This window comes from Klebsiella sp. ME-303 (assembly GCF_007910085.1).
Taxonomy (GTDB): Bacteria; Pseudomonadota; Gammaproteobacteria; order Enterobacterales; family Enterobacteriaceae; genus Klebsiella; species Klebsiella michiganensis.
The window spans coordinates 325,302-342,304 of sequence record NZ_VOJB01000061.1; the positions used below are offsets into that span (position 1 = coordinate 325,302).

General features: G+C 56.2%; 19 protein-coding genes. 10 read left to right on the forward strand and 9 right to left on the reverse strand.

Annotated elements, in window-relative coordinates; genetic code table 11:
* Positions 1-57: 57 nt before the first annotated feature.
* The 3 genes from FQK12_RS07070 to FQK12_RS07080 are packed head-to-tail and all read left to right on the forward strand — an operon-like array spanning position 58 to position 4,105.
* Complete coding sequence (locus FQK12_RS07070) at positions 58-1,461, forward strand: cytochrome ubiquinol oxidase subunit I (protein WP_014229613.1); 1,404 nt, start codon at positions 58-60, stop codon at positions 1,459-1,461.
* Entirely contained in the window at positions 1,461-2,471 is a 1,011-nt protein-coding gene (gene cydB, locus FQK12_RS07075; protein ID WP_014229614.1) for a cytochrome d ubiquinol oxidase subunit II, read from the forward strand. Before FQK12_RS07070 ends, cydB begins: the two co-directional genes overlap by 1 nt.
* 8 nt (positions 2,472-2,479) lie before the next feature.
* Positions 2,480-4,105 carry an alpha-amylase family protein gene (locus FQK12_RS07080; protein ID WP_014229615.1) on the forward strand — a complete coding sequence of 542 codons (1,626 nt, stop codon included), beginning with the start codon at positions 2,480-2,482 and terminating at the stop codon, positions 4,103-4,105.
* Here the strand turns inward: FQK12_RS07080 and FQK12_RS07085 are convergent.
* From FQK12_RS07085 to FQK12_RS07100, 4 genes are read right to left on the reverse strand one after another with little or no spacing between them, the layout of a single operon-like run.
* Positions 4,102-5,091, reverse strand: a complete 990-nt coding sequence (locus FQK12_RS07085; protein ID WP_014229616.1) for an SDR family oxidoreductase — start codon at positions 5,089-5,091, stop codon at positions 4,102-4,104. The genes FQK12_RS07080 and FQK12_RS07085 overlap by 4 nt on opposite strands.
* A gap of 22 nt (positions 5,092-5,113) precedes the next feature.
* Complete coding sequence (locus tag FQK12_RS07090) at positions 5,114-5,632, reverse strand: 2-oxo-tetronate isomerase (protein WP_014229617.1); 519 nt, start codon at positions 5,630-5,632, stop codon at positions 5,114-5,116.
* A gap of 12 nt (positions 5,633-5,644) precedes the next feature.
* Positions 5,645-6,091, reverse strand: coding sequence for a DUF421 domain-containing protein (locus FQK12_RS07095; RefSeq protein WP_004136748.1), 447 nt, complete (start codon positions 6,089-6,091; stop codon positions 5,645-5,647).
* Positions 6,092-6,100: 9 nt separating this feature from the next.
* On the reverse strand, positions 6,101-6,604 hold the full coding sequence (locus FQK12_RS07100) for a hypothetical protein (RefSeq protein ID WP_014229618.1): 504 nt from the start codon (positions 6,602-6,604) through the stop codon (positions 6,101-6,103).
* Between the two features lie 159 nt (positions 6,605-6,763).
* Here FQK12_RS07100 and FQK12_RS07105 point away from each other — a divergent pair, with 159 nt between their 5' ends.
* The gene (locus FQK12_RS07105; RefSeq protein WP_032719240.1) at positions 6,764-6,970 is read left to right on the forward strand and encodes a transcriptional regulator; all 207 of its coding nucleotides are present in this window, start codon (positions 6,764-6,766) and stop codon (positions 6,968-6,970) included.
* A 236-nt stretch (positions 6,971-7,206) separates the two neighbouring features.
* Positions 7,207-8,817, forward strand: coding sequence for an FAD-NAD(P)-binding protein (locus FQK12_RS07110; protein WP_038423433.1), 1,611 nt, complete (start codon positions 7,207-7,209; stop codon positions 8,815-8,817).
* A 37-nt stretch (positions 8,818-8,854) separates the two neighbouring features.
* Here the strand turns inward: FQK12_RS07110 and FQK12_RS27250 are convergent, their stop codons facing one another.
* Positions 8,855-9,004 (reverse strand): hypothetical protein, encoded by a 150-nt coding sequence (locus tag FQK12_RS27250; protein WP_004851580.1) that lies wholly within the window; start codon positions 9,002-9,004, stop codon positions 8,855-8,857.
* 21 nt (positions 9,005-9,025) lie between these two features.
* Positions 9,026-9,418: a YdeI family stress tolerance OB fold protein gene (locus FQK12_RS07115; protein WP_014229620.1), complete on the reverse strand. Its 393-nt coding sequence runs from the start codon at positions 9,416-9,418 to the stop codon at positions 9,026-9,028.
* Between the two features lie 373 nt (positions 9,419-9,791).
* Between FQK12_RS07115 and FQK12_RS07120 the strand changes: the two genes are divergently transcribed.
* Complete coding sequence (locus tag FQK12_RS07120) at positions 9,792-10,676, forward strand: SDR family oxidoreductase (protein ID WP_014229621.1); 885 nt, start codon at positions 9,792-9,794, stop codon at positions 10,674-10,676.
* 21 nt (positions 10,677-10,697) lie between these two features.
* On the opposite strand, the gene FQK12_RS07125 is transcribed toward FQK12_RS07120, so the two are convergent.
* Both FQK12_RS07125 and FQK12_RS07130 read right to left on the reverse strand, forming a co-directional pair.
* Entirely contained in the window at positions 10,698-11,504 is an 807-nt protein-coding gene (locus tag FQK12_RS07125; protein ID WP_014229622.1) for an MBL fold metallo-hydrolase, read from the reverse strand.
* A 106-nt stretch (positions 11,505-11,610) separates the two neighbouring features.
* Positions 11,611-12,246 carry a carbonic anhydrase gene (locus tag FQK12_RS07130; protein WP_004119381.1) on the reverse strand — a complete coding sequence of 212 codons (636 nt, stop codon included), beginning with the start codon at positions 12,244-12,246 and terminating at the stop codon, positions 11,611-11,613.
* Positions 12,247-12,470: 224 nt separating this feature from the next.
* On the opposite strand from FQK12_RS07130, the gene FQK12_RS07135 reads away from it, so the two are divergent.
* Entirely contained in the window at positions 12,471-13,100 is a 630-nt protein-coding gene (locus FQK12_RS07135; RefSeq protein WP_014229623.1) for a LysE family translocator, read from the forward strand.
* A gap of 13 nt (positions 13,101-13,113) precedes the next feature.
* On the opposite strand, the gene FQK12_RS07140 is transcribed toward FQK12_RS07135, so the two are convergent.
* The gene (locus tag FQK12_RS07140) at positions 13,114-13,884 is read right to left on the reverse strand and encodes a DeoR/GlpR family DNA-binding transcription regulator (protein WP_014229624.1); all 771 of its coding nucleotides are present in this window, start codon (positions 13,882-13,884) and stop codon (positions 13,114-13,116) included.
* 93 nt (positions 13,885-13,977) lie between these two features.
* Between FQK12_RS07140 and FQK12_RS07145 the strand changes: the two genes are divergently transcribed.
* The 3 genes from FQK12_RS07145 to FQK12_RS07155 all read left to right on the forward strand — a co-directional run bounded on the left by FQK12_RS07145 (position 13,978) and on the right by FQK12_RS07155 (position 17,003).
* Complete coding sequence (locus FQK12_RS07145) at positions 13,978-14,361, forward strand: VOC family protein (RefSeq protein WP_004851590.1); 384 nt, start codon at positions 13,978-13,980, stop codon at positions 14,359-14,361.
* Positions 14,362-14,391: 30 nt separating this feature from the next.
* A complete protein-coding gene (locus tag FQK12_RS07150) occupies positions 14,392-15,030 on the forward strand; it encodes a CatA-like O-acetyltransferase, family 1 (protein ID WP_014229625.1) in 639 nt (212 codons plus the stop codon).
* A 269-nt stretch (positions 15,031-15,299) separates the two neighbouring features.
* Entirely contained in the window at positions 15,300-17,003 is a 1,704-nt protein-coding gene (locus tag FQK12_RS07155; protein WP_014229626.1) for an ABC transporter substrate-binding protein, read from the forward strand.

Consider the following 17,003-nt stretch of genomic DNA (forward strand, 5'->3'; position numbering starts at 1 on the left):
TGTTAATCACTTCCCCCTGCTCAATTCGGGGGGTTGTTCTGTGATGGGGTCCGGAATATGTTTGAACTCGACGCGTTTAATCTGGCTCGGCTGCAGTTCGCATTTACCGTCTCTTTTCATATCCTTTTTCCGGCGATTACCATCGGACTGGCCAGCTATCTGGTGGTGCTGGAGGGGATGTGGCTGCGGACAAAAGATGACGTCTGGCGCTCATTGTATAATTTCTGGCTGAAAATTTTTGCCGTTAATTTCGGCATGGGCGTGGTTTCAGGCCTGGTCATGGCTTATCAATTCGGCACCAACTGGAGCGGTTTCTCACAGTTTGCCGGTAGTATTACCGGTCCCCTGCTGCTTTACGAAGTGCTCACCGCCTTTTTTCTCGAAGCCGGTTTCTTAGGCGTTATGCTCTTTGGCTGGAACAAAGTTCCTCCCGGCCTGCACTTCTTCACCACCTGCATGGTGGCGCTGGGCACGCTGATGTCAACCTTCTGGATCCTCGCGTCAAATAGCTGGATGCAGACGCCGCAGGGTTTTACCATTGAAAACGGTCATGTCATTCCCCAGGACTGGCTGGCGATTATCTTTAACCCTTCTTTCCCCTATCGTCTGTCCCATATGGCGATTGCCGCTTTTCTCAGCAGCGCGATGTTCGTCGGCGCCTCCGCCGCCTGGCATCTTCTGCGGGGCAATGATACGCCGGCCATACGTAAAATGTTTTCCATGGCGATGTGGATGGCCCTGCTGGTCGCGCCGGTTCAGGCTATCGTTGGCGATATGCACGGGCTCAACACGCTTGAACATCAGCCGGCAAAAATCGCTGCCATAGAAGGCCACTGGGAGAACAAACCCGGAGAAGCCACCCCGCTGCTGCTGTTTGGCGTGCCCGATATGGATGAAGAGCGCACCAAATACGGGCTGGAAATCCCTGCGCTTGGCAGCCTGATCCTCACCCATAGCCTGAACAAGCAGGTCCCGGCGCTGAAAGATTTTCCGCCGCAGAATCGGCCAAACTCCCTTATCGTCTTCTGGTCTTTCCGCATCATGGTCGGCATGGGCGTGTTGATGATTGCCCTCGGCGTATGGAGCCTGTGGCTTCGCTACCGGCAGCGTCTTTTTCACTCCCGCGCCTTTCAGTGGTTTGCGCTGGCGATGGGGCCGGCGGGGCTGCTGGCGCTGTTGGCCGGCTGGATCACGACCGAAGCGGGACGCCAGCCCTGGGTCATCTATGGTTTATTACGCACCCGGGATGCGGTCTCTCTCCACAGCACAGCGCAAATGATCGTCAGCCTGCTGGTCTTTATCGTGGTGTACTGTTCGGTGTTTGGCGTAGGTTATTACTACATTATCCGGCTGATTCAGAAAGGGCCTCAGCCCGTCAGCGAATTGACATCGACAACCTCCGGTACGCCGGCTCGCCCCCTTTCCGCCGCAGAGGCCGTGCCTGAAGAGGAGACTCGCTAATGGGCATCGATATCTCCGTTATCTGGTTTGTCATCATAGTGTTTGCCACGCTGATGTATATCATTATGGACGGCTTCGATCTCGGCATCGGAATCGTCTTCAGCTTTGTGCCCAACGCCAATGAGCGCGACGTGATGATGAACAGCGTCGCCCCGGTATGGGACGGCAATGAGACATGGCTTGTGCTGGGCGGCGCGGGGCTATTCGGCGCCTTTCCGCTGGCGTACGCCGTCATCACCGATGCGCTAACGATTCCGCTCACCGCCATGTTAATTGGCCTGATCTTTCGCGGCGTCGCCTTCGAATTTCGTTTTAAGGCCACCCCCTCTCATCAAAAATTCTGGGATTACTCATTTGTGGGCGGCTCGTTGTTGGCCACCTTTAGCCAGGGGATAGTCGTGGGCGCGGTCATCAGCGGCTTCGAGGTTGCCGACCGCAGGTTCATCGGCTCAGCGCTGGACTGGCTGACGCCCTTTAGCCTGTTCTGCGGCTTAGGGCTGGTGGTGGCTTATACGCTCCTCGGCACCACCTGGCTTATCATGAAAAGCGAAGGCGCGCTGCAGCAGCGCATGCGTGAGCTGACCCGCCACACGCTTCTGGCGCTGATGGCGGTCATCGCCGTGGTCAGCGTCTGGACGCCGCTGGGCTGGCCGTCCGTTGCTGAACGCTGGTTTACCCTGCCTAATTTCTACTGGTTTGTGCCCGTTCCCATTCTGGTACTCGTCTTTAGCCTGTGGATCTGGCGCCTGAGCGCTCACCCCGCGAGCCACGCCCGCCCTTTCCTCCTGACGCTCGGGCTTATTTTTCTCGGCTTCAGCGGCCTGGGCATCAGTCTGTGGCCCAATATCATCCCTCCGCATATCACGCTGTGGGAAGCCTCCGCGCCGCCGGCCAGCCAGCTATTTATGCTGGTAGGAACCCTGCTTATCATTCCGGTGATTTTGGTTTACACCGCATGGAGCTACTACGTATTCCGCGGCAAAGTTTCCGGAAATGAAGGCTATCACTGAGGTGGGCTATGGCTGACTGGCATACGCGGGCCATTATCTATCAGATTGATTCAGCACTGTTTTACGATCTTAACGGCGATGGCTGCGGCGATATCGCCGGGATCGCGGCGAAGCTGCGCTATATTCGCCGACTGGGCGCGACGGTGATCTGGATAACGCCCTTCTACCTGACGCCGTTTCTGGATGAGGGTTACGATGTCAGCGACCATCTGCAGGTCGATCCGCGATTTGGTCAACTGGCGGATATCATTGCTTTTATCGAGCAGGCCCGCGAATTAGGCATGCAGGTTATTATTGAATTGCTGATCCAGCACACCTCCGACGCTCACCCCTGGTTTCAACAAGCGCGGCGCAGCCGTCGCTCGCCGTTCCGCGACTATTATCTGTGGGCAGATAGCGATGATGACAATACGCCGCCCATGTTTCCCGGCGTCGAAGAGAGCATCTGGTCGTGGGATGACGAAGCCGGGCAATATTTTCGCCATATGTTTTACCGCCATGAACCCGATCTCAATCTGGCCTCTCCCGCGGTGATCAAAGAGGTCGAAAATATCGTTATCTTTTGGCTGAAGCTGGGGGTTTCCGGCTTTCGTCTGGATGCCGCCTCGCATTTGACGAAACAGGCCGGACGCGGCGAGGAGAAACGCGGGCTATGGCTCCTGGAACATCTGCGTCGGCTGGTTGAACAACATAATCCGCAGGCCATACTGCTCGGCGAAGTCGACGTTGAGGTGGCGCAGTATCGCGACTATTTTGGCGATAATAACCGACTTAATATGGTACTTAACTTCTGGTTGAACAAATATTTTTACGTCAGCCTCGCCAGCCAGAGCGCCCGCCCGCTGATCGACGCCATCAAGAAAATGGTAGTGCCTCCTGACGCCTGCTGCTTCGCAAACTGGCTGCGCAACCACGATGAACTGGATCTTGAAGGGATCGGTAACAAGAACAAGCAGACCGTGCTGGATGCCTTCGCGCCGGATAAGGAGATGAACGTTTATCAGCGCGGTATTCGCCGTCGGCTGGCGCCCATGCTGAACAGCGACCGGCGGCGGCTGGCGTTCTGTCATGCCGTGCTTTTTTCGCTGCCCGGCGTACCGATCATGCGCTACGGGGATGAGATCGGCATGGGTGACGACCTGGCGCTGGAAGAGCGCTACGCGGTGCGTACGCCGATGCAGTGGGCCGGTTCAGCGGGCGGCGGCTTCTCCGCAGCCGATCCGCAGACGTTTGTGGCTCCCATGATCGACCGGGGGCCGTTTCGCTATCAGAAAGTCAACGTCGCTGATTCCCTGCTGCACCGCCATTCTCTCCTGCACCGTATTATTGATATCGCCAATACGCGGTCAGAATTCCCGGAAATCGCCGTTGCGCCTTTCCGCATCATTAGCACCGATCGGCAGGCGATTCTCGGGATCTGCTACGATGACCGCGAGCGCAGCGTCATCGCCTTTCTTAATTTCAGTGATAAACCGCTGCGTTTTACCGCGAAAGGGATCTATGCGGCGGTGTGGACGCCCTGCCTGGCCGACAAAACCTACGCGGACGCGCTCACTCCCGGTAAGCACGCTAAGCTGGAGATTAGCGCATATGGCTATCGATGGTTCTGGACCAACAGTAGCGCGCTGCGTTAGCGTTTTTTACGCGAGATAAACCATTTTGCTAAAAGTACCCCCGCCGCTGCCGCGCCGCCCAGCAGCGCTTTTCCCGGCACGCCGGAAGTGATGGCGGTGGCGCGATATTTCGCCTCAGAGGAAAAACGCCCGTGCGTTTTATGCAATCCGCTGACCGGCTGTTCGAGATAGTCCTGACGGTCGTCGGCATTCAAGCGCCGGGTCATTTGCCCTTCCCACGCTTTTTTGACCATCAGCCGGTCAAGGAAGCCCGGGAAAAGAAATTGCCCAATAATGGACTGAATCGTGCTGCTCCCTACCCAGAGTTCGCGTACGGGCCGGCGCGCGACGTTGAAGATAGCCTGGGCGGCCACTTCCGGCTGAAATACCGGCGGCACCGGGCGCATCGCCCAGGCAAACTTATTGCGCGCCCACTCGAACTGCGGCGTATTCAGCCCCGGCATCTGTACCATCGCAATACTCACGCCGCTATTTTCATGCATCAGCTCCGTACGCACCGCATCGGTAAAACCCCGAATCGCGGCCTTTGCCCCGCAGTAGGCTGACTGTAGCGGAATGGAGCGATAGGCGAGCGCGGAGCCAACCTGGATAATCACTCCGCGATCCCGGGGCGTCATCAGCGCCAGCGCGGCGCGAGTCCCGTTGACGTAGCCGAGGTAGGTGACCTCGGTTACCCGTCTAAATTCGTCGTGGGTCATCGCTCTGAAAGGCGCCAGCACCGCACACATCGCGTTATTGACCCATACCTCGATAGCCCCGAGCCGATTTTCGATTTCGCCGGCGGCGGTCAAGAGCGCATCGGCATTTGCCACATCGGCCTGCACGGTATGCACCCGAACGCCGCAACGAAGGAGCTCCTGCTTCGTCGCCTCAAGGCTTCGGCCATCGCGGGCAATAATGCCGACGTCATAGCCTGCCCGCGCAAAGCGCAGGGCCGTTGCTTTACCGACTCCCGCAGTACCGCCAGTGATCGCCATGACTGCCATATAAACCTCCGTAATAAAAGCGTTATGCGCTCTGCCAGCCGGGCAGTTTCTCGATGAGCATCGCCAGTGAATAGCGTACGGCTTTCTCCACAACATCCTGGCACTCGCCGGAAAACAGCGTTTTATGCGCGTCGATACTGCCGCGAAAATTCCACGCGAACCAGACGGTCCCCGCAGGCGTCCCGTCATCGCCGCCGTCCGGCCCCGCGTATCCGCTAATGGCGATACTGATATCCGCCCCGGAACGCGCCAGCGCGCCGGTGGACATCTCTTCAACGGTCTGCCGACTCACGGCGCTATATTTCTCCAGCGTTGAGGCGTTGACGTCGAGAAGCTGCTGTTTCGCCCGATCGCTAAAAGTGATTAAGCCAATATCGTAGAATGCGGCCGTATCCGCTTCCGCGCACAGCGCTGCCGCCAGGCTACCGCCGGTGCAGGATTCCGCGGTGGTTAAGCGTAAACGACGGTCAATCAGCACGCTGGCGACCTGTTTAGTCAGCTCGCCGGTGGTTTTCGCCTGGTTATAAGGGTTATTTGACATAAAAAGACCTTTTTAACTCTCAGCAGGAATAATAGAAATGTGGCCATTCCGTTCCAGTATGGCATATTTGATTTTACTTAATTCCGTAATACCCTGATTCTGCCGCGCGGCGACCAGAATATCATCACAGGAGACGTCCACTTTTTTCAGCTTGTCAATTAACGGCACGCCATTTTCGACTAAAATCACCGGGCAACCATCAAGCGCTGACTCTGCGCCAGCGGTATATTTCTTCATTAATCCGAAAAGCATATCCACGACCACCAGCGTCATAATCGTCAGCATTGCGCCGGTCACCGAAAAATCGTTCCCCAGCAGCGCCTGCTGGGTAGCCTCGCTGATAATAAGTAATAAAATCAGATCAAAGCTGGTCATTTGTAATAGCGCCCGGCGGCCGGCGATTTTAAACACCACCAGCAAAATTAAATATATCGCTAACGCACGCAAGACCATCTCCATCGCATCCTCCTAAGGATAAATAAATTGCCAGAAGCGGATTTCGGGTTCGCCGTTTAGCTGCAAAGAGTGGTTCAACTTACCTGGGCGGGTGGGCGTAACGTAGAGCCATATAGAAAAATTATTCATGCTTTTCAGATCATTATAGACCAGAAAGAGCCGGTCGTTCTGACTGTACATCCTGTCTGGCCGGGGCCAGATACTGTCTGGTTCAAAAGAAGAGGTAAAATCACCGCCAAGGCTAAAAATATATTTATCCGCGACCCGCGGATGGGCGGTAATCTTTAGCCTGAATTCAGTTTGCAAACGACCGAAGCGGTCATAGGCCACCGTTAAATTGCGCTGCGCAGTTGTTTTTTCGGCAGTGCTAAAATATCCTCCAGAAAAGAGTCCCAAAAGGGCTGCCAGTATGATCGCCAATAATATTCCGAGGCCTATCTGGCGGGCAGCGCATTCAAAATTAAGAAAAAAATCGTTCTCTTTAATCCCGGGCAGCCTCTCTTTTTCACTTGCCATTTTTCACCTCACCGTTGCGCTTATTATCGGGGCGCCAGTTTAAGAAATAGCAACCCGGCTTAATATGTCAAGTTCGACGCGCCAAAGCCGGATTAATAGCAAAACGCGACATCTCGCTTGTTATTCGTTGAGCAGCATCAGCATCTGTCATACGGCGTAATGTTTGTGGACTTCATCAATATCGGTTATCGAAAAGATATCAATGCCGGTTCCCTGGGGACTATGCTCATGTGGAAAAATCTCACCGCACTATACCAAGAAGCCGCCGAGAATAATCTGAATCTGTACTACTCATATGGCATGATGTCAGGTGAATACAAAACCCGATGGTGTCACCCGGTTTCATTGGGACGATCAATCATCTGAATCCTGGTGGGGTCAATCCCCATCAGCTTTTTGTCATCTGCGTTATCCAGCCTGTTAAGTCGTTAATATGTATACCCCGAGGAAGAGGCGCGCCAGCAATTGGCCCTCTTCCTCATTTTGAACCACAATTATTGGGCCAGATTTCCGTTACCCGGAAATGATCTATCGTGGAGCTTTTCAACTGGCGGAAGGCCACCGACAACAAATGTGATAACAACAACGGCGGGTCAGTCATTATGAAGAAAATTGCCATTATCGGTGCAGGTCCAACCGGAATTTATACCCTGTTCTCATTACTCAAGCAGGGCGAGCCGCTGGACGTGTCAATTTACGAGCAGGCCGAGGAGGCGGGCGTGGGCATGCCCTACAGCGATGAAGAGAATTCGCGCATGATGCTGGCCAATATCGCCAGCATTGAAATCCCCCCCATTCAGAGCACCTATCTCGACTGGCTGAAAGCCCAGAGCCGGACGCACCTTGCGCGCTATGGCGTGGATTACGACGCTTTGCACGATCGTCAATTTTTACCGCGCATCCTGCTGGGTGAATACTTTCGCGACCAGTTTCTTGCGCTGGTCGGAGAGGCCAGGGAGCAGGGCTTTCGCATCCGGGTCAATGAGTCCTGCCGGGTCAGCGACCTGCAGGCGACCGAAGAAGGGGTCAGACTGTGGGTCGAGGATGAGCCGGTCGCTGAAGCCTTTGACCTCGCGGTGATCGCCACCGGACACGTCTGGCCCGATGAAGAAGAGTCGACCCGCACCTGGTTTCCCAGCCCGTGGTCTGGCCTTATGGAGGCCAGCATTCCCCCCTGCCGGGTGGGCATTATGGGCACCTCGCTAAGCGGAATTGACGCCGCGATGGCCGTCGCCGTCCAGCACGGTCGGTTTATCGGGTCTGACGATGACGCCCTCGCCTTCAGGCTGGACGAGGCAAGCGAGGCGCTAAGCATCGTGCTGATGTCGCGCTCCGGCATTTTGCCGGAAGCGGATTTTTACTGCCCCATTCCCTGGGAGCCGCTGAGCATCGTCAGCGAAAGCGCGATGGAACAAGCCATCGCCGCGGGCAGCGACGGTCTGCTCGATCGCGTCTTTGAGCTGGTGGCGCAGGAAATCACGCTTGCCGACCCCCTATGGAGCGAAAATATCGCCCTTCACAGCCTTAACGCCGACAGCTTTAGCGAGGCGTGGTTTGCTAAACGCCAGAAGCATAATCCGTTCCACTGGGCGCTGGATAACCTTGAAGAAGTTGAGCGCAACAAGCGCGCGCGATATACGGTTCCCTGGCGCTACGCGATCCTGCGGCTGCATGAAGCCGTTCAGGCGATGGTGCCTCACCTTAATGACCATGACCGGGAGCGTTTCAAAAATGGCCTTGCGCGGGTCTTTATCGACTGCTATGCCGCCATTCCTTCGGAGTCCATCCGCCGGCTGCTGGCGCTGCGCGAAGCGGGCGTCATCAGTATTCTCGCCTTAGGGCATGACTATGAGATGGCGGTAGAGCAGGAAAAAACGGTGATTACCAGCGAACAAAATCGCTATACGTTTGATGTGTTTATTGATGCCAGAGGGCAAAAGCCTCTGAAAAATAAAGATCTTCCCTTCCCGCATTTAAGGGAGCAGCTGCTGGCGACCGGAGAAGAGATTCCTGATGTCGGTGACGACTATACGTTGCGGGAACCGCCCGAAGTACGGGGGCGCATCGCGTTCGCCGCCATTCCCTGGCTGATGCACGACCAGCCTTTCGTTCAGGGTATCACCGCCTGCGCGGAGATCGGCGCGGCGATAGCGAAAGCGATATCCCAGCCGGCAAGCCGCTCGCGCAGGCGTTTATCCCCGCTCGATCTGTAGGAAAGAAAAATAGCCGCCCGTTGACGGGCGGCTATTGTTAACGCTTTTCAGGCTGGGGATGCCAGGGATCTTTTTTATGATCTTCGCTGTCGTCTCTTTTACGCGGCACTTCCCCCTGCTCGCGCGGGTCCTCTTTCGACGGATGACGGCCCCGCTTATCCGGGTCGGCTGGATGCTGTACGGACATCAATTCCTCCTGCTTGAGCGGTTATTTCTGGATCCGGTCCACCCGCACTACCGGCGGCGTCATTTTTTTATCGAGGCTGCCGTTGATGCTGATCATCTGATCGGGCTTCACTTCGCGGCCATCAAAAACCGCGGCGGGGATAATCACTGCAATGGTGTCGGTTTTATCGCGAAAGCTGTAGCGGTCATTACCGTGCTGCTCGATAAGATTGCCGCGTAATGAGATGGTTGCCCCATCGTGCATTTCCAGGGCCTGGCGCACGGTCATAATTCGCCCGTCCTCCGTCCCGCGGTAGCCATCGTCAATTTTATGCGGTGGCGGCGGAGCGGCATCTTTTTTAAATCCCCCGTCATCCGCGGCATAAACGCCCTGAGCCATTAGCGCACAGAAAATAACGGACAGTAATTTTTTCATCAACCATACCTCCGGCATATTTTTGTCTTGTCTTAATAAGTCTGGTTGCTGATGTTCATTTTCACAAGTTCCGTACCTGATGAATCGCCCGGGAAATATTTTTTACGACTTCACCGCCCGCGTAAATATGCGCACCGGGCAGCATTAAAAAGGCGCTAAATATACCGTCGGGCTTGCGATAGAATAATCCTAAAATGCCAAACGCTGCTGGTGCCTCTCATTTTGAAAAGTTTCCCGGCAATCAGTAAATTACCGTTGGGAAAGGAATCAAAGCGCCAAAATTATAAAAGCGAAGCCGTTCAATTATTCTTCAATATTCCACGGCAGGCTGACCAGGCAACTACGCTTACTCTTTTAACACGAGGAGGTCAGTATGAGCGACAACGCTAACAATACCGAGAAGTATCCCCGTCCCCCCTTTGTTGACCAGCCGCAATCGCCGCCGGGTCTTGCCGAAGAGATGAAGCCGCAGCCGGATCACGGTGAGCTGAGCTATGTCGGTTCCGGTCGGCTCGCCGGTAAGCGCGCCCTGATTACCGGCGGCGATTCCGGGATTGGGCGCGCGGTCGCGATCGCCTTCGCCCGCGAAGGCGCCGATGTGGCGATAAACTATCTGCCGGAAGAGGAGTCCGATGCGGAAACCGTAGTTGCCCTGATTCAGGCCGAAGGACGTAAAGCCGTCGCGATTCCGGGAGATGTGCGCGACGAATCCTTCTGCGAAACCCTGGTGGAACAGGCCGCCAGCGAACTCGGCGGGCTGGATATTCTGGTCAATAACGCCGGACGCCAGCAATATTGCGAATCACTGGAAGAACTCACCACCGCCGACTTTGACGCCACCTTCAAAACCAACGTTTATGCGGCCTTCTGGATCACCAAAGCCGCCCTGCGTCATCTTAAAGAACACAGCGCGATTATTAATACTTCATCCGTCCAGGCCTTTAAGCCGAGCCCCATCCTGCTGGACTACGCGCAAACCAAAGCCTGCCTGGTGGCGTTCACGAAATCGCTGGCCAAACAGCTGGGGCCGAAGGGTATCCGGGTAAACGCGGTCGCCCCCGGCCCCTACTGGACGGTGCTGCAGTCAAGCGGCGGCCAGCCGGATGAGAAGGTGCGTCAGTTCGGCGCCGATACGCCGCTGGGGCGTCCCGGGCAGCCGGTGGAGATTGCGCCGCTGTACGTTACCCTTGCCTCTGATGCCTGCTCCTTCACCTCCGGCCAGGTGTGGTGCTCCGACGGCGGCGACGGCGTGCTGTAAATCCCGCGCGGCGGCGCGCCCTCAGCGGTGCGCCGTCGTCTTAAGACAGGCGAGGTATTTCTGCGCTGAGTCTAAAACGATCTGCCGGGCATTTTTGGGGACGTTCTGCCCCTTAAAGGCGCCGTACAGCGCCCCGAAAGGCGTATCGCCCAGACGTTCAACGATCTTCTCCACGCTGGCGGCCGCCAACGGCAGCAAATTGGGATAGCTCCACATAAACGAAACGGCGCGCCCCCCCGGCGTCACCTGGATAATATCGCCCGCCAGCATAATACCGTCATCTTTCGCCCAGTGCAGAACGGTTCCTCCGGCGAAATGGCCGCCCAGGCGCAGCAGCCGCACCGCCGGGAGGATCTCCAGCGCATCTCCTTCCCATAGCGTGATGGCCGGGCTATCGCGCATAATCCATTCGCGATCGCTGGCGTGGAGATAAATTCGCGCATTAAAGGCGTCGGCCCAGTCCTGCATCGTGGTGTAGTAATGAGGATGGGAGATGGCGATCGCGTTTATCCCGCCCAGGGCGGTAATCAGCGTTTTGCTGGCGGCATCAAGATTGGCGATGCAGTCCCAGAGAATATTCCCCTGCGGCGTGAGCAGCAGAAACGCGCGCTGACCGATTGCAAATTTCGGTACCGTCCTGACGCTCAACAGCCGATCGTTATGCTGCTGCCACGTATTCGTATGCGTCTCGGTCAGATCGTCTGGCTTGATCCAGACCTGCCCGCTGGCCGGGACGTACTGGCGTTCATCCTCACAGATACGACAATGGTTCAGGGTGTTGCCGCGATCGTCATAAGACGTCCCGCAGGTTGCGCACAGCTTAATCATCACTTCTCCTTAAGAAATCATTCAGGAAGCCGTAATGAGTATGGCAGACAGGAAATTTATGGCAGGAGGTGGGCATCTCAGGGCTTCCGTGCCCTGAAAGAGAAGTTTATTCGAAATAAACGTCAGGGTTTTCCGACAGCGACACAAAGGTTTTGCTGTTTTTATCCAGCGCGCGAATGTCACCGCTTTCAATATCGTAGAACCAGCCGTGCAGACGCAACGTGCTATCCCGCAGACCCACGGCAACCGACGGGTGGGTTTTAATATTGTTCAGCTGGGCGATAACGTTTTCCTGCACCATACCGTTGACTTTATCGGTCTCGTTGGCCCAGGTTTTCTTCTCCACGACGGCTTTCGCTGCATCGGAGTAGCGCAGCCAGTGGGACACGGCAGGCATGGGGTCCAGGCACTGGCAGGTGGCGATGGCTTTCATCGCGCCGCAGTTGGAGTGGCCGCAAATGACGATATCGGTCACGCCCAGGGCCACAACGGCATACTCGATCGTCGCGGAAACCCCGCCCGGCTCAGGACCGAAAGAGGGCACGATATTCCCGGCGTTACGGATCACAAACAGCTGGCCCGGCTCCTGCTGGGTCACCAGCTCCGGCACCAGGCGGCTATCGGAACAAGAGATAAACAGCGCTTTAGGATTTTGGCTGGAGGCCAGGCTGCGGAAGAGCTCTTTACGTTGCGGGAAAATCTCTTTCTGGAAGTTGAGGAAGCCCTCAATGATATGTTGCATAGCAGTGTCTCTTTTCTCTGTTTTAATGACGATATGACAAAGATCACATTTAGCCAGTTTATCACCGACGCGCGAAATGGGAATCGTTATTCGAACAGGCGATGAAACATCGCGCCGTAAAGTCGGGTGACAGCACGCTAAAGATTGTTTATTTTTTGACGGTGAAACAATCATGAGCGGGAGCCGGATGCGACTTTAGCGCTCAACATCAACCAGGAGCGTTTATGTTTTTATCCAGCCTGATGGCCATTGCCGCCGTACTCATTATGGGCGTGATCAGCCCCGGCCCAAGCTTTATTTACGTGGCCCGCAACGCCGTTGCGCGCTCAAGGATGCATGGTCTGGTCACCGCGCTGGGAACCGGGACGGGGGCGGCTATCTTTTCGATTATGGCCATGATGGGGCTGCAAAAAGTGCTGACCGCGGTGCCGGAAATGTTTATTGGCCTGAAGGTCGCGGGCGGCCTCTATCTGCTCTGGCTGGGGTATAAAATCTACCGCGGCGCGGCGCAGCCGATGGATTTTGCGGCAGGCGGCATGGCGGCGGAACATTCCCTGCTGAAAACCTTCCGCGATGGCCTCTATACCCAGCTCAGCAACCCAAAAACGGCGCTGGTGTTCGCCTCTATTTTTACCGCCCTGCTGCCGGAGCGCATCCCGCTGGCCTTTTACTATATCGTGCCGCTGATGAGCTTCCTGATTGACGTCAGCTGGTATTCGCTGGTAGCCCTGGTGCTCTCTTCCGCGCGACCGCGCAGCGTCTACCTGCGCATGAAGCGTAAGATCGATATCGTCACCGCCACGGTGCTGGGCGCGCTCGGCCTGCGCCTGATTGCCACTTCGCTGTCAAAGTAGGCCAGCAAACCGTTTAAACGGTATAAATACGAATATCGTGTTCGCTAAACGCGTCGCGATATTCGCGACTGATATTCTCCTCGACCACCAGCACGTCAATGGCGCTGCTTTCGACCACCACAAAGCGCGCCACCGCAGGGATTTTGTCCGAGGTCAGGCCGACGATGATTTCGCTGCACTGTTTTATCACCGCTTTTTTAAATTCACAGTCGGCGTAGTCAAAGCCCGTCAGACCGGACTCAGGCGCCATGGCGCAGCCGCCGATAAATCCCTGTTCGAAGAGCATGCCCTGAATCTGCGCCACGGCGGAGGCGCCCACGCAGCCGCCGCTGGCCCGCTGGATCTGACCTCCAAGCATCACCACATCATACAGCGGTTTTTTGAGCAGTACGGCAGCGATCTCGGGAGAATTCGTGACCACCGTTAACGCCAGCTCCGCCGGCAGCGCTTCCGCCATCGCCAGGTTGGTGGTGCCGGTATCGATAAAAATGCAGCCGCCGGGCTTCACCAGCTTTGCGCACTTCTGCGCGATCCTGCTTTTTGTCGCCGTATTTTTTTCTTTGCGCTCGCTATAGTCCCCCGCCTCCGGCAGGGTCATCACCGCGCCGCCGTAGACCTTTTTACAGTACCCTTCGCGGCTAAGTTCATGTAAATCACGGCGAATAGTATGCTCGGAGACGTTAAGGCGGCTGGCGAGTTCGGCGCAAACCACCCTGCCGTTCTCCTGCAGGATCTGGCAAATAAGCGCTTGTCGTTGTTTAGGAAAAGCAGCATAATCGAGCACAAATAACTCCTGATAAAATCTTTATCGAGCAACAAAGTGCATAATCGTGCATTCAGCCCCTGACTGTCAATACACCCTATAAAGAGGTTTGCTATGAAAATTGCCCACATCGCCCTATGGACCCGCCAGCTTGAGCAACAGGCCCGCTTTTGGGTGGCCTTCTTCGACGGCGAGATTAATGAGAAGTACTGCAGCCAAACCAACCCGGGCTTTGAGTCCTTTTTTGTCAAGATTGGCGACGGCATTGCCATTGAGCTGATGACCAAGCCGGGGCTTGTCGCGCAGACGGCGGATAACAACCACACCGGCTGGGTACACCTGGCGATTACCGTTGGCGGCGCTGAAAAGGTGGATATGCTGGCAAACCGCGCCGCTGCGCAGGGGATTCTGGTCTCGCCGCCGCGGACCACCGGCGATGGCTATTATGAAGCGGTGATTAAAGACCCCGATGGCAACCTGATTGAAATCGTCGCATAGTATCAGGCACTGACTCAACAGGAGACGCCCGTGGCCAACTATCGCGTAATCGACAAACAAAACTGGCCGCGAAAAGATCATTTTGATTTTTATCGCGGTTTTGCCAACCCCAGCTTTAATCTCTGCGTTCCTGTCGAAGCGCAGCGGCTATATGAGTGCGCGAAAGATCGCGGCGTCTCGTTTTTCCAGCTGGCGCTCTACGCCCTGGTTCGCGCGGCGAACGGGGTGCCGCAGCTGAAACAGCGGCAGTTGGGTGACGATATTATCGAATATGACCAGCTGGCGGTAATGACGCCGGTGATGACCGCCCAGGAAGGCTTTCGCCAGGTCTGGTGCGACAACGCCGCCGATTTTGCCGCCTTCAGCCATGCCGCCACGCCGAACATTGAAGCGGCGAAACATACCGCGCCGGCACCGCTTATCGTCAACGGCGAGAATTTCTTCTGCGCCAGCTGCCTGCCGTGGCTGCATTTCAGCGCCATCACTCACGCGGAGTATTACGTCGGCGCGGCGGTGCCTGCCCTCACCTGGGGCAAGCTGAAAAACGGCATTATCCCGGTGGCGGGCAAATTCAATCACGCCTTTGTTGACGGCCTGCACGCCAGCCGCTTCTTTGCCCGGGTCGAAGAGGGTTTCGCCGAGCCGGAGACCCTCTGGCAGACGCCATAAACATTTGGCTTACGTCACGGGGCTGCCCGCGATCGCTGCACACTACATACTGCTTACCGCGGCATTGCGGCCGGATGGCAGCCCTTCACCCCGTAAACAGCAGAGAATGCTGGCGCTTAGCGCAAAAATGACAGATTAATTCTGAATTATTGCTAATGCTAAATCGCTATAAGCCATAGCTTTTCGGTGTTAGACAGGGCGCGGTGCGCCTCTTATCTTTCGTCATGATTTGTAAATATTTTACGCAATTCTTTGATGAGGGAGCACTTTTGTCCAGACTACTGCACGGGTTAAAAAGCAAACAGACGCGGTTCGCGCTTGCTCTGAAAATCGCGTTGCTCGGCGGCGCGGTGGCATTTTCTTCGGTCGCCATCGCCGACGACATTTTAAAAGAAGGGATCACCCCGGCCAGCGATGCCAGCCAGATCCCCGCGGCCGCGAAGCTGCGCAAAGATACCGTCGTGGCCGGCATCTCCGAGCCGCAGGGCATTTTTAACCCCTACTTCTTCGTCAACGGCTGGGATGAGAACGTCACCAACGTGATTTTCTCTCGCCTGATCGACTGGGACAGCCACGGCAATCTGGTGCCGGGTCTCGCCGAAAGCTGGACGGTGAGTCCGGATAACAAGGTCTACACCATCAAGCTGCGCCCCAACCTGACCTTTAGCGACGGTTCGCCGCTGACCGCCGACGATGTCGCCTTTACCCTTACCGTGCTGCTGGATCCGAAATACGACGGCGATACCGATATCACGCTCGCCAATATTGCCGGCGGCGCGGAGTACAAAGCGGCGAAAGCCGATAGCGTCAGCGGTCTGAAAGTGCTTGACCCCTTAACGCTGCAGGTGACCACCACCCAGCCGGGCGCGACGACGCTGGCAAAAATTGGCGGTCCGGTACTCTCCAGAGCCTATTACGGCAAAGGCTACCAGCGCGGCAATCTCGACTATCTGCGCACCCTGCACGGCAAACCGCTGGGCAACGGTCCCTACGTTTACGACAAATACATCCCCGGCCAGGAGATTCGTTTCCACGCCAACAGCCATTTTTATCGCGGTACGCCGCCCACTCCGCGCTTTATCTATCGCGTGACCAACCCGTCAACCAACTTCCAGCTCTTCCAGACGGGTGAAACCGACTACGACGCCTTTACCTCGCGTCCTGACGATATCGAACAGCTGAAAATGCTCGGCTTTGCCAACATCAACCTTTACGGCTCCAGCGACTACAGCCAGGTGGAATTTAACGTCCGCCGCCCGGCGCTGAAGGACGTGAAGGTACGCCAGGCGCTGATTTACGGCCTCGACCGTCAGAAGCTGATTGATGTGGTCTACCAGGGCTACGGCAAGGTGGCGATTGAGCCTATCGCGCCGATCTCCTGGGCATGGAACGCCGAGGGGGTGAACCCGTATCACTATGACCCGGCGCAGGCGAAAAAGCTGCTTGACGAAGCCGGCTGGAAACCGGGGCCGGACGGTATCCGCGTCAAAGAGGGCAAACGCCTGGAGTTAACGCTGCTGGTGAGCAAGAAAGTGCTCAACGATGCGCTGATCCCCATCGCCAAAGAGAACTGGCAGCAGATCGGCGTCCTGTTAAAACCGCAGGTCGTCGATTTCAACGCCCTGATGGCGCAGCGTAAGTCGGGTAATTACGATCTGGCGTCGTTCAGCACCAGTACCCTTAACGACCCGCATGATGGCGTGTGGGATTTTTACAGCGCGGAAGCGAAAGAGTCCGGCTATAACAACCCGCAGGTCGATAAGCTGATTACCGAAGGTAACTCGGTGCTCGAGGTCGAGAAACGTAAGCCTATCTACCACCAGCTGTATCAGGTACTGGCGCAGGACCCGCCGGTGATCCTTCTCGGCTACCGTGAAATTCTCTCGGCGAGCAGCGCCCGGGTCACCGGCTTCAAACCGGATATCTACAACGGCCTGACCGGCAGCCTGCCGGATGTCAAAATCGTTAAGTAA

What these genes read in the sequence shown, in the direction of transcription:
- FQK12_RS27250 (WP_004851580.1), bottom strand. Translation starts at nt 9,004, where the DNA reads ATGTCCGTACAGCATCCAGCCGACCCGGATAAGCGGGGCCGTCATCCG.
- FQK12_RS07130 (WP_004119381.1), bottom strand. Translation starts at nt 12,246, where the DNA reads ATGCAACATATCATTGAGGGCTTCCTCAACTTCCAGAAAGAGATTTTC.
- FQK12_RS07135 (WP_014229623.1), top strand. Translation starts at nt 12,471, where the DNA reads ATGTTTTTATCCAGCCTGATGGCCATTGCCGCCGTACTCATTATGGGC.
- FQK12_RS07125 (WP_014229622.1), bottom strand. Translation starts at nt 11,504, where the DNA reads ATGATTAAGCTGTGCGCAACCTGCGGGACGTCTTATGACGATCGCGGC.
- FQK12_RS07120 (WP_014229621.1), top strand. Translation starts at nt 9,792, where the DNA reads ATGAGCGACAACGCTAACAATACCGAGAAGTATCCCCGTCCCCCCTTT.
- FQK12_RS07145 (WP_004851590.1), top strand. Translation starts at nt 13,978, where the DNA reads ATGAAAATTGCCCACATCGCCCTATGGACCCGCCAGCTTGAGCAACAG.
- FQK12_RS07100 (WP_014229618.1), bottom strand. Translation starts at nt 6,604, where the DNA reads ATGGCAAGTGAAAAAGAGAGGCTGCCCGGGATTAAAGAGAACGATTTT.
- FQK12_RS07105 (WP_032719240.1), top strand. Translation starts at nt 6,764, where the DNA reads ATGTTTGTGGACTTCATCAATATCGGTTATCGAAAAGATATCAATGCC.
- FQK12_RS07095 (WP_004136748.1), bottom strand. Translation starts at nt 6,091, where the DNA reads ATGGAGATGGTCTTGCGTGCGTTAGCGATATATTTAATTTTGCTGGTG.
- FQK12_RS07115 (WP_014229620.1), bottom strand. Translation starts at nt 9,418, where the DNA reads ATGAAAAAATTACTGTCCGTTATTTTCTGTGCGCTAATGGCTCAGGGC.
- FQK12_RS07085 (WP_014229616.1), bottom strand. Translation starts at nt 5,091, where the DNA reads ATGGCAGTCATGGCGATCACTGGCGGTACTGCGGGAGTCGGTAAAGCA.
- FQK12_RS07090 (WP_014229617.1), bottom strand. Translation starts at nt 5,632, where the DNA reads ATGTCAAATAACCCTTATAACCAGGCGAAAACCACCGGCGAGCTGACT.
- FQK12_RS07080 (WP_014229615.1), top strand. Translation starts at nt 2,480, where the DNA reads ATGGCTGACTGGCATACGCGGGCCATTATCTATCAGATTGATTCAGCA.
- FQK12_RS07110 (WP_038423433.1), top strand. Translation starts at nt 7,207, where the DNA reads ATGAAGAAAATTGCCATTATCGGTGCAGGTCCAACCGGAATTTATACC.
- cydB (WP_014229614.1), top strand. Translation starts at nt 1,461, where the DNA reads ATGGGCATCGATATCTCCGTTATCTGGTTTGTCATCATAGTGTTTGCC.
- FQK12_RS07070 (WP_014229613.1), top strand. Translation starts at nt 58, where the DNA reads ATGTTTGAACTCGACGCGTTTAATCTGGCTCGGCTGCAGTTCGCATTT.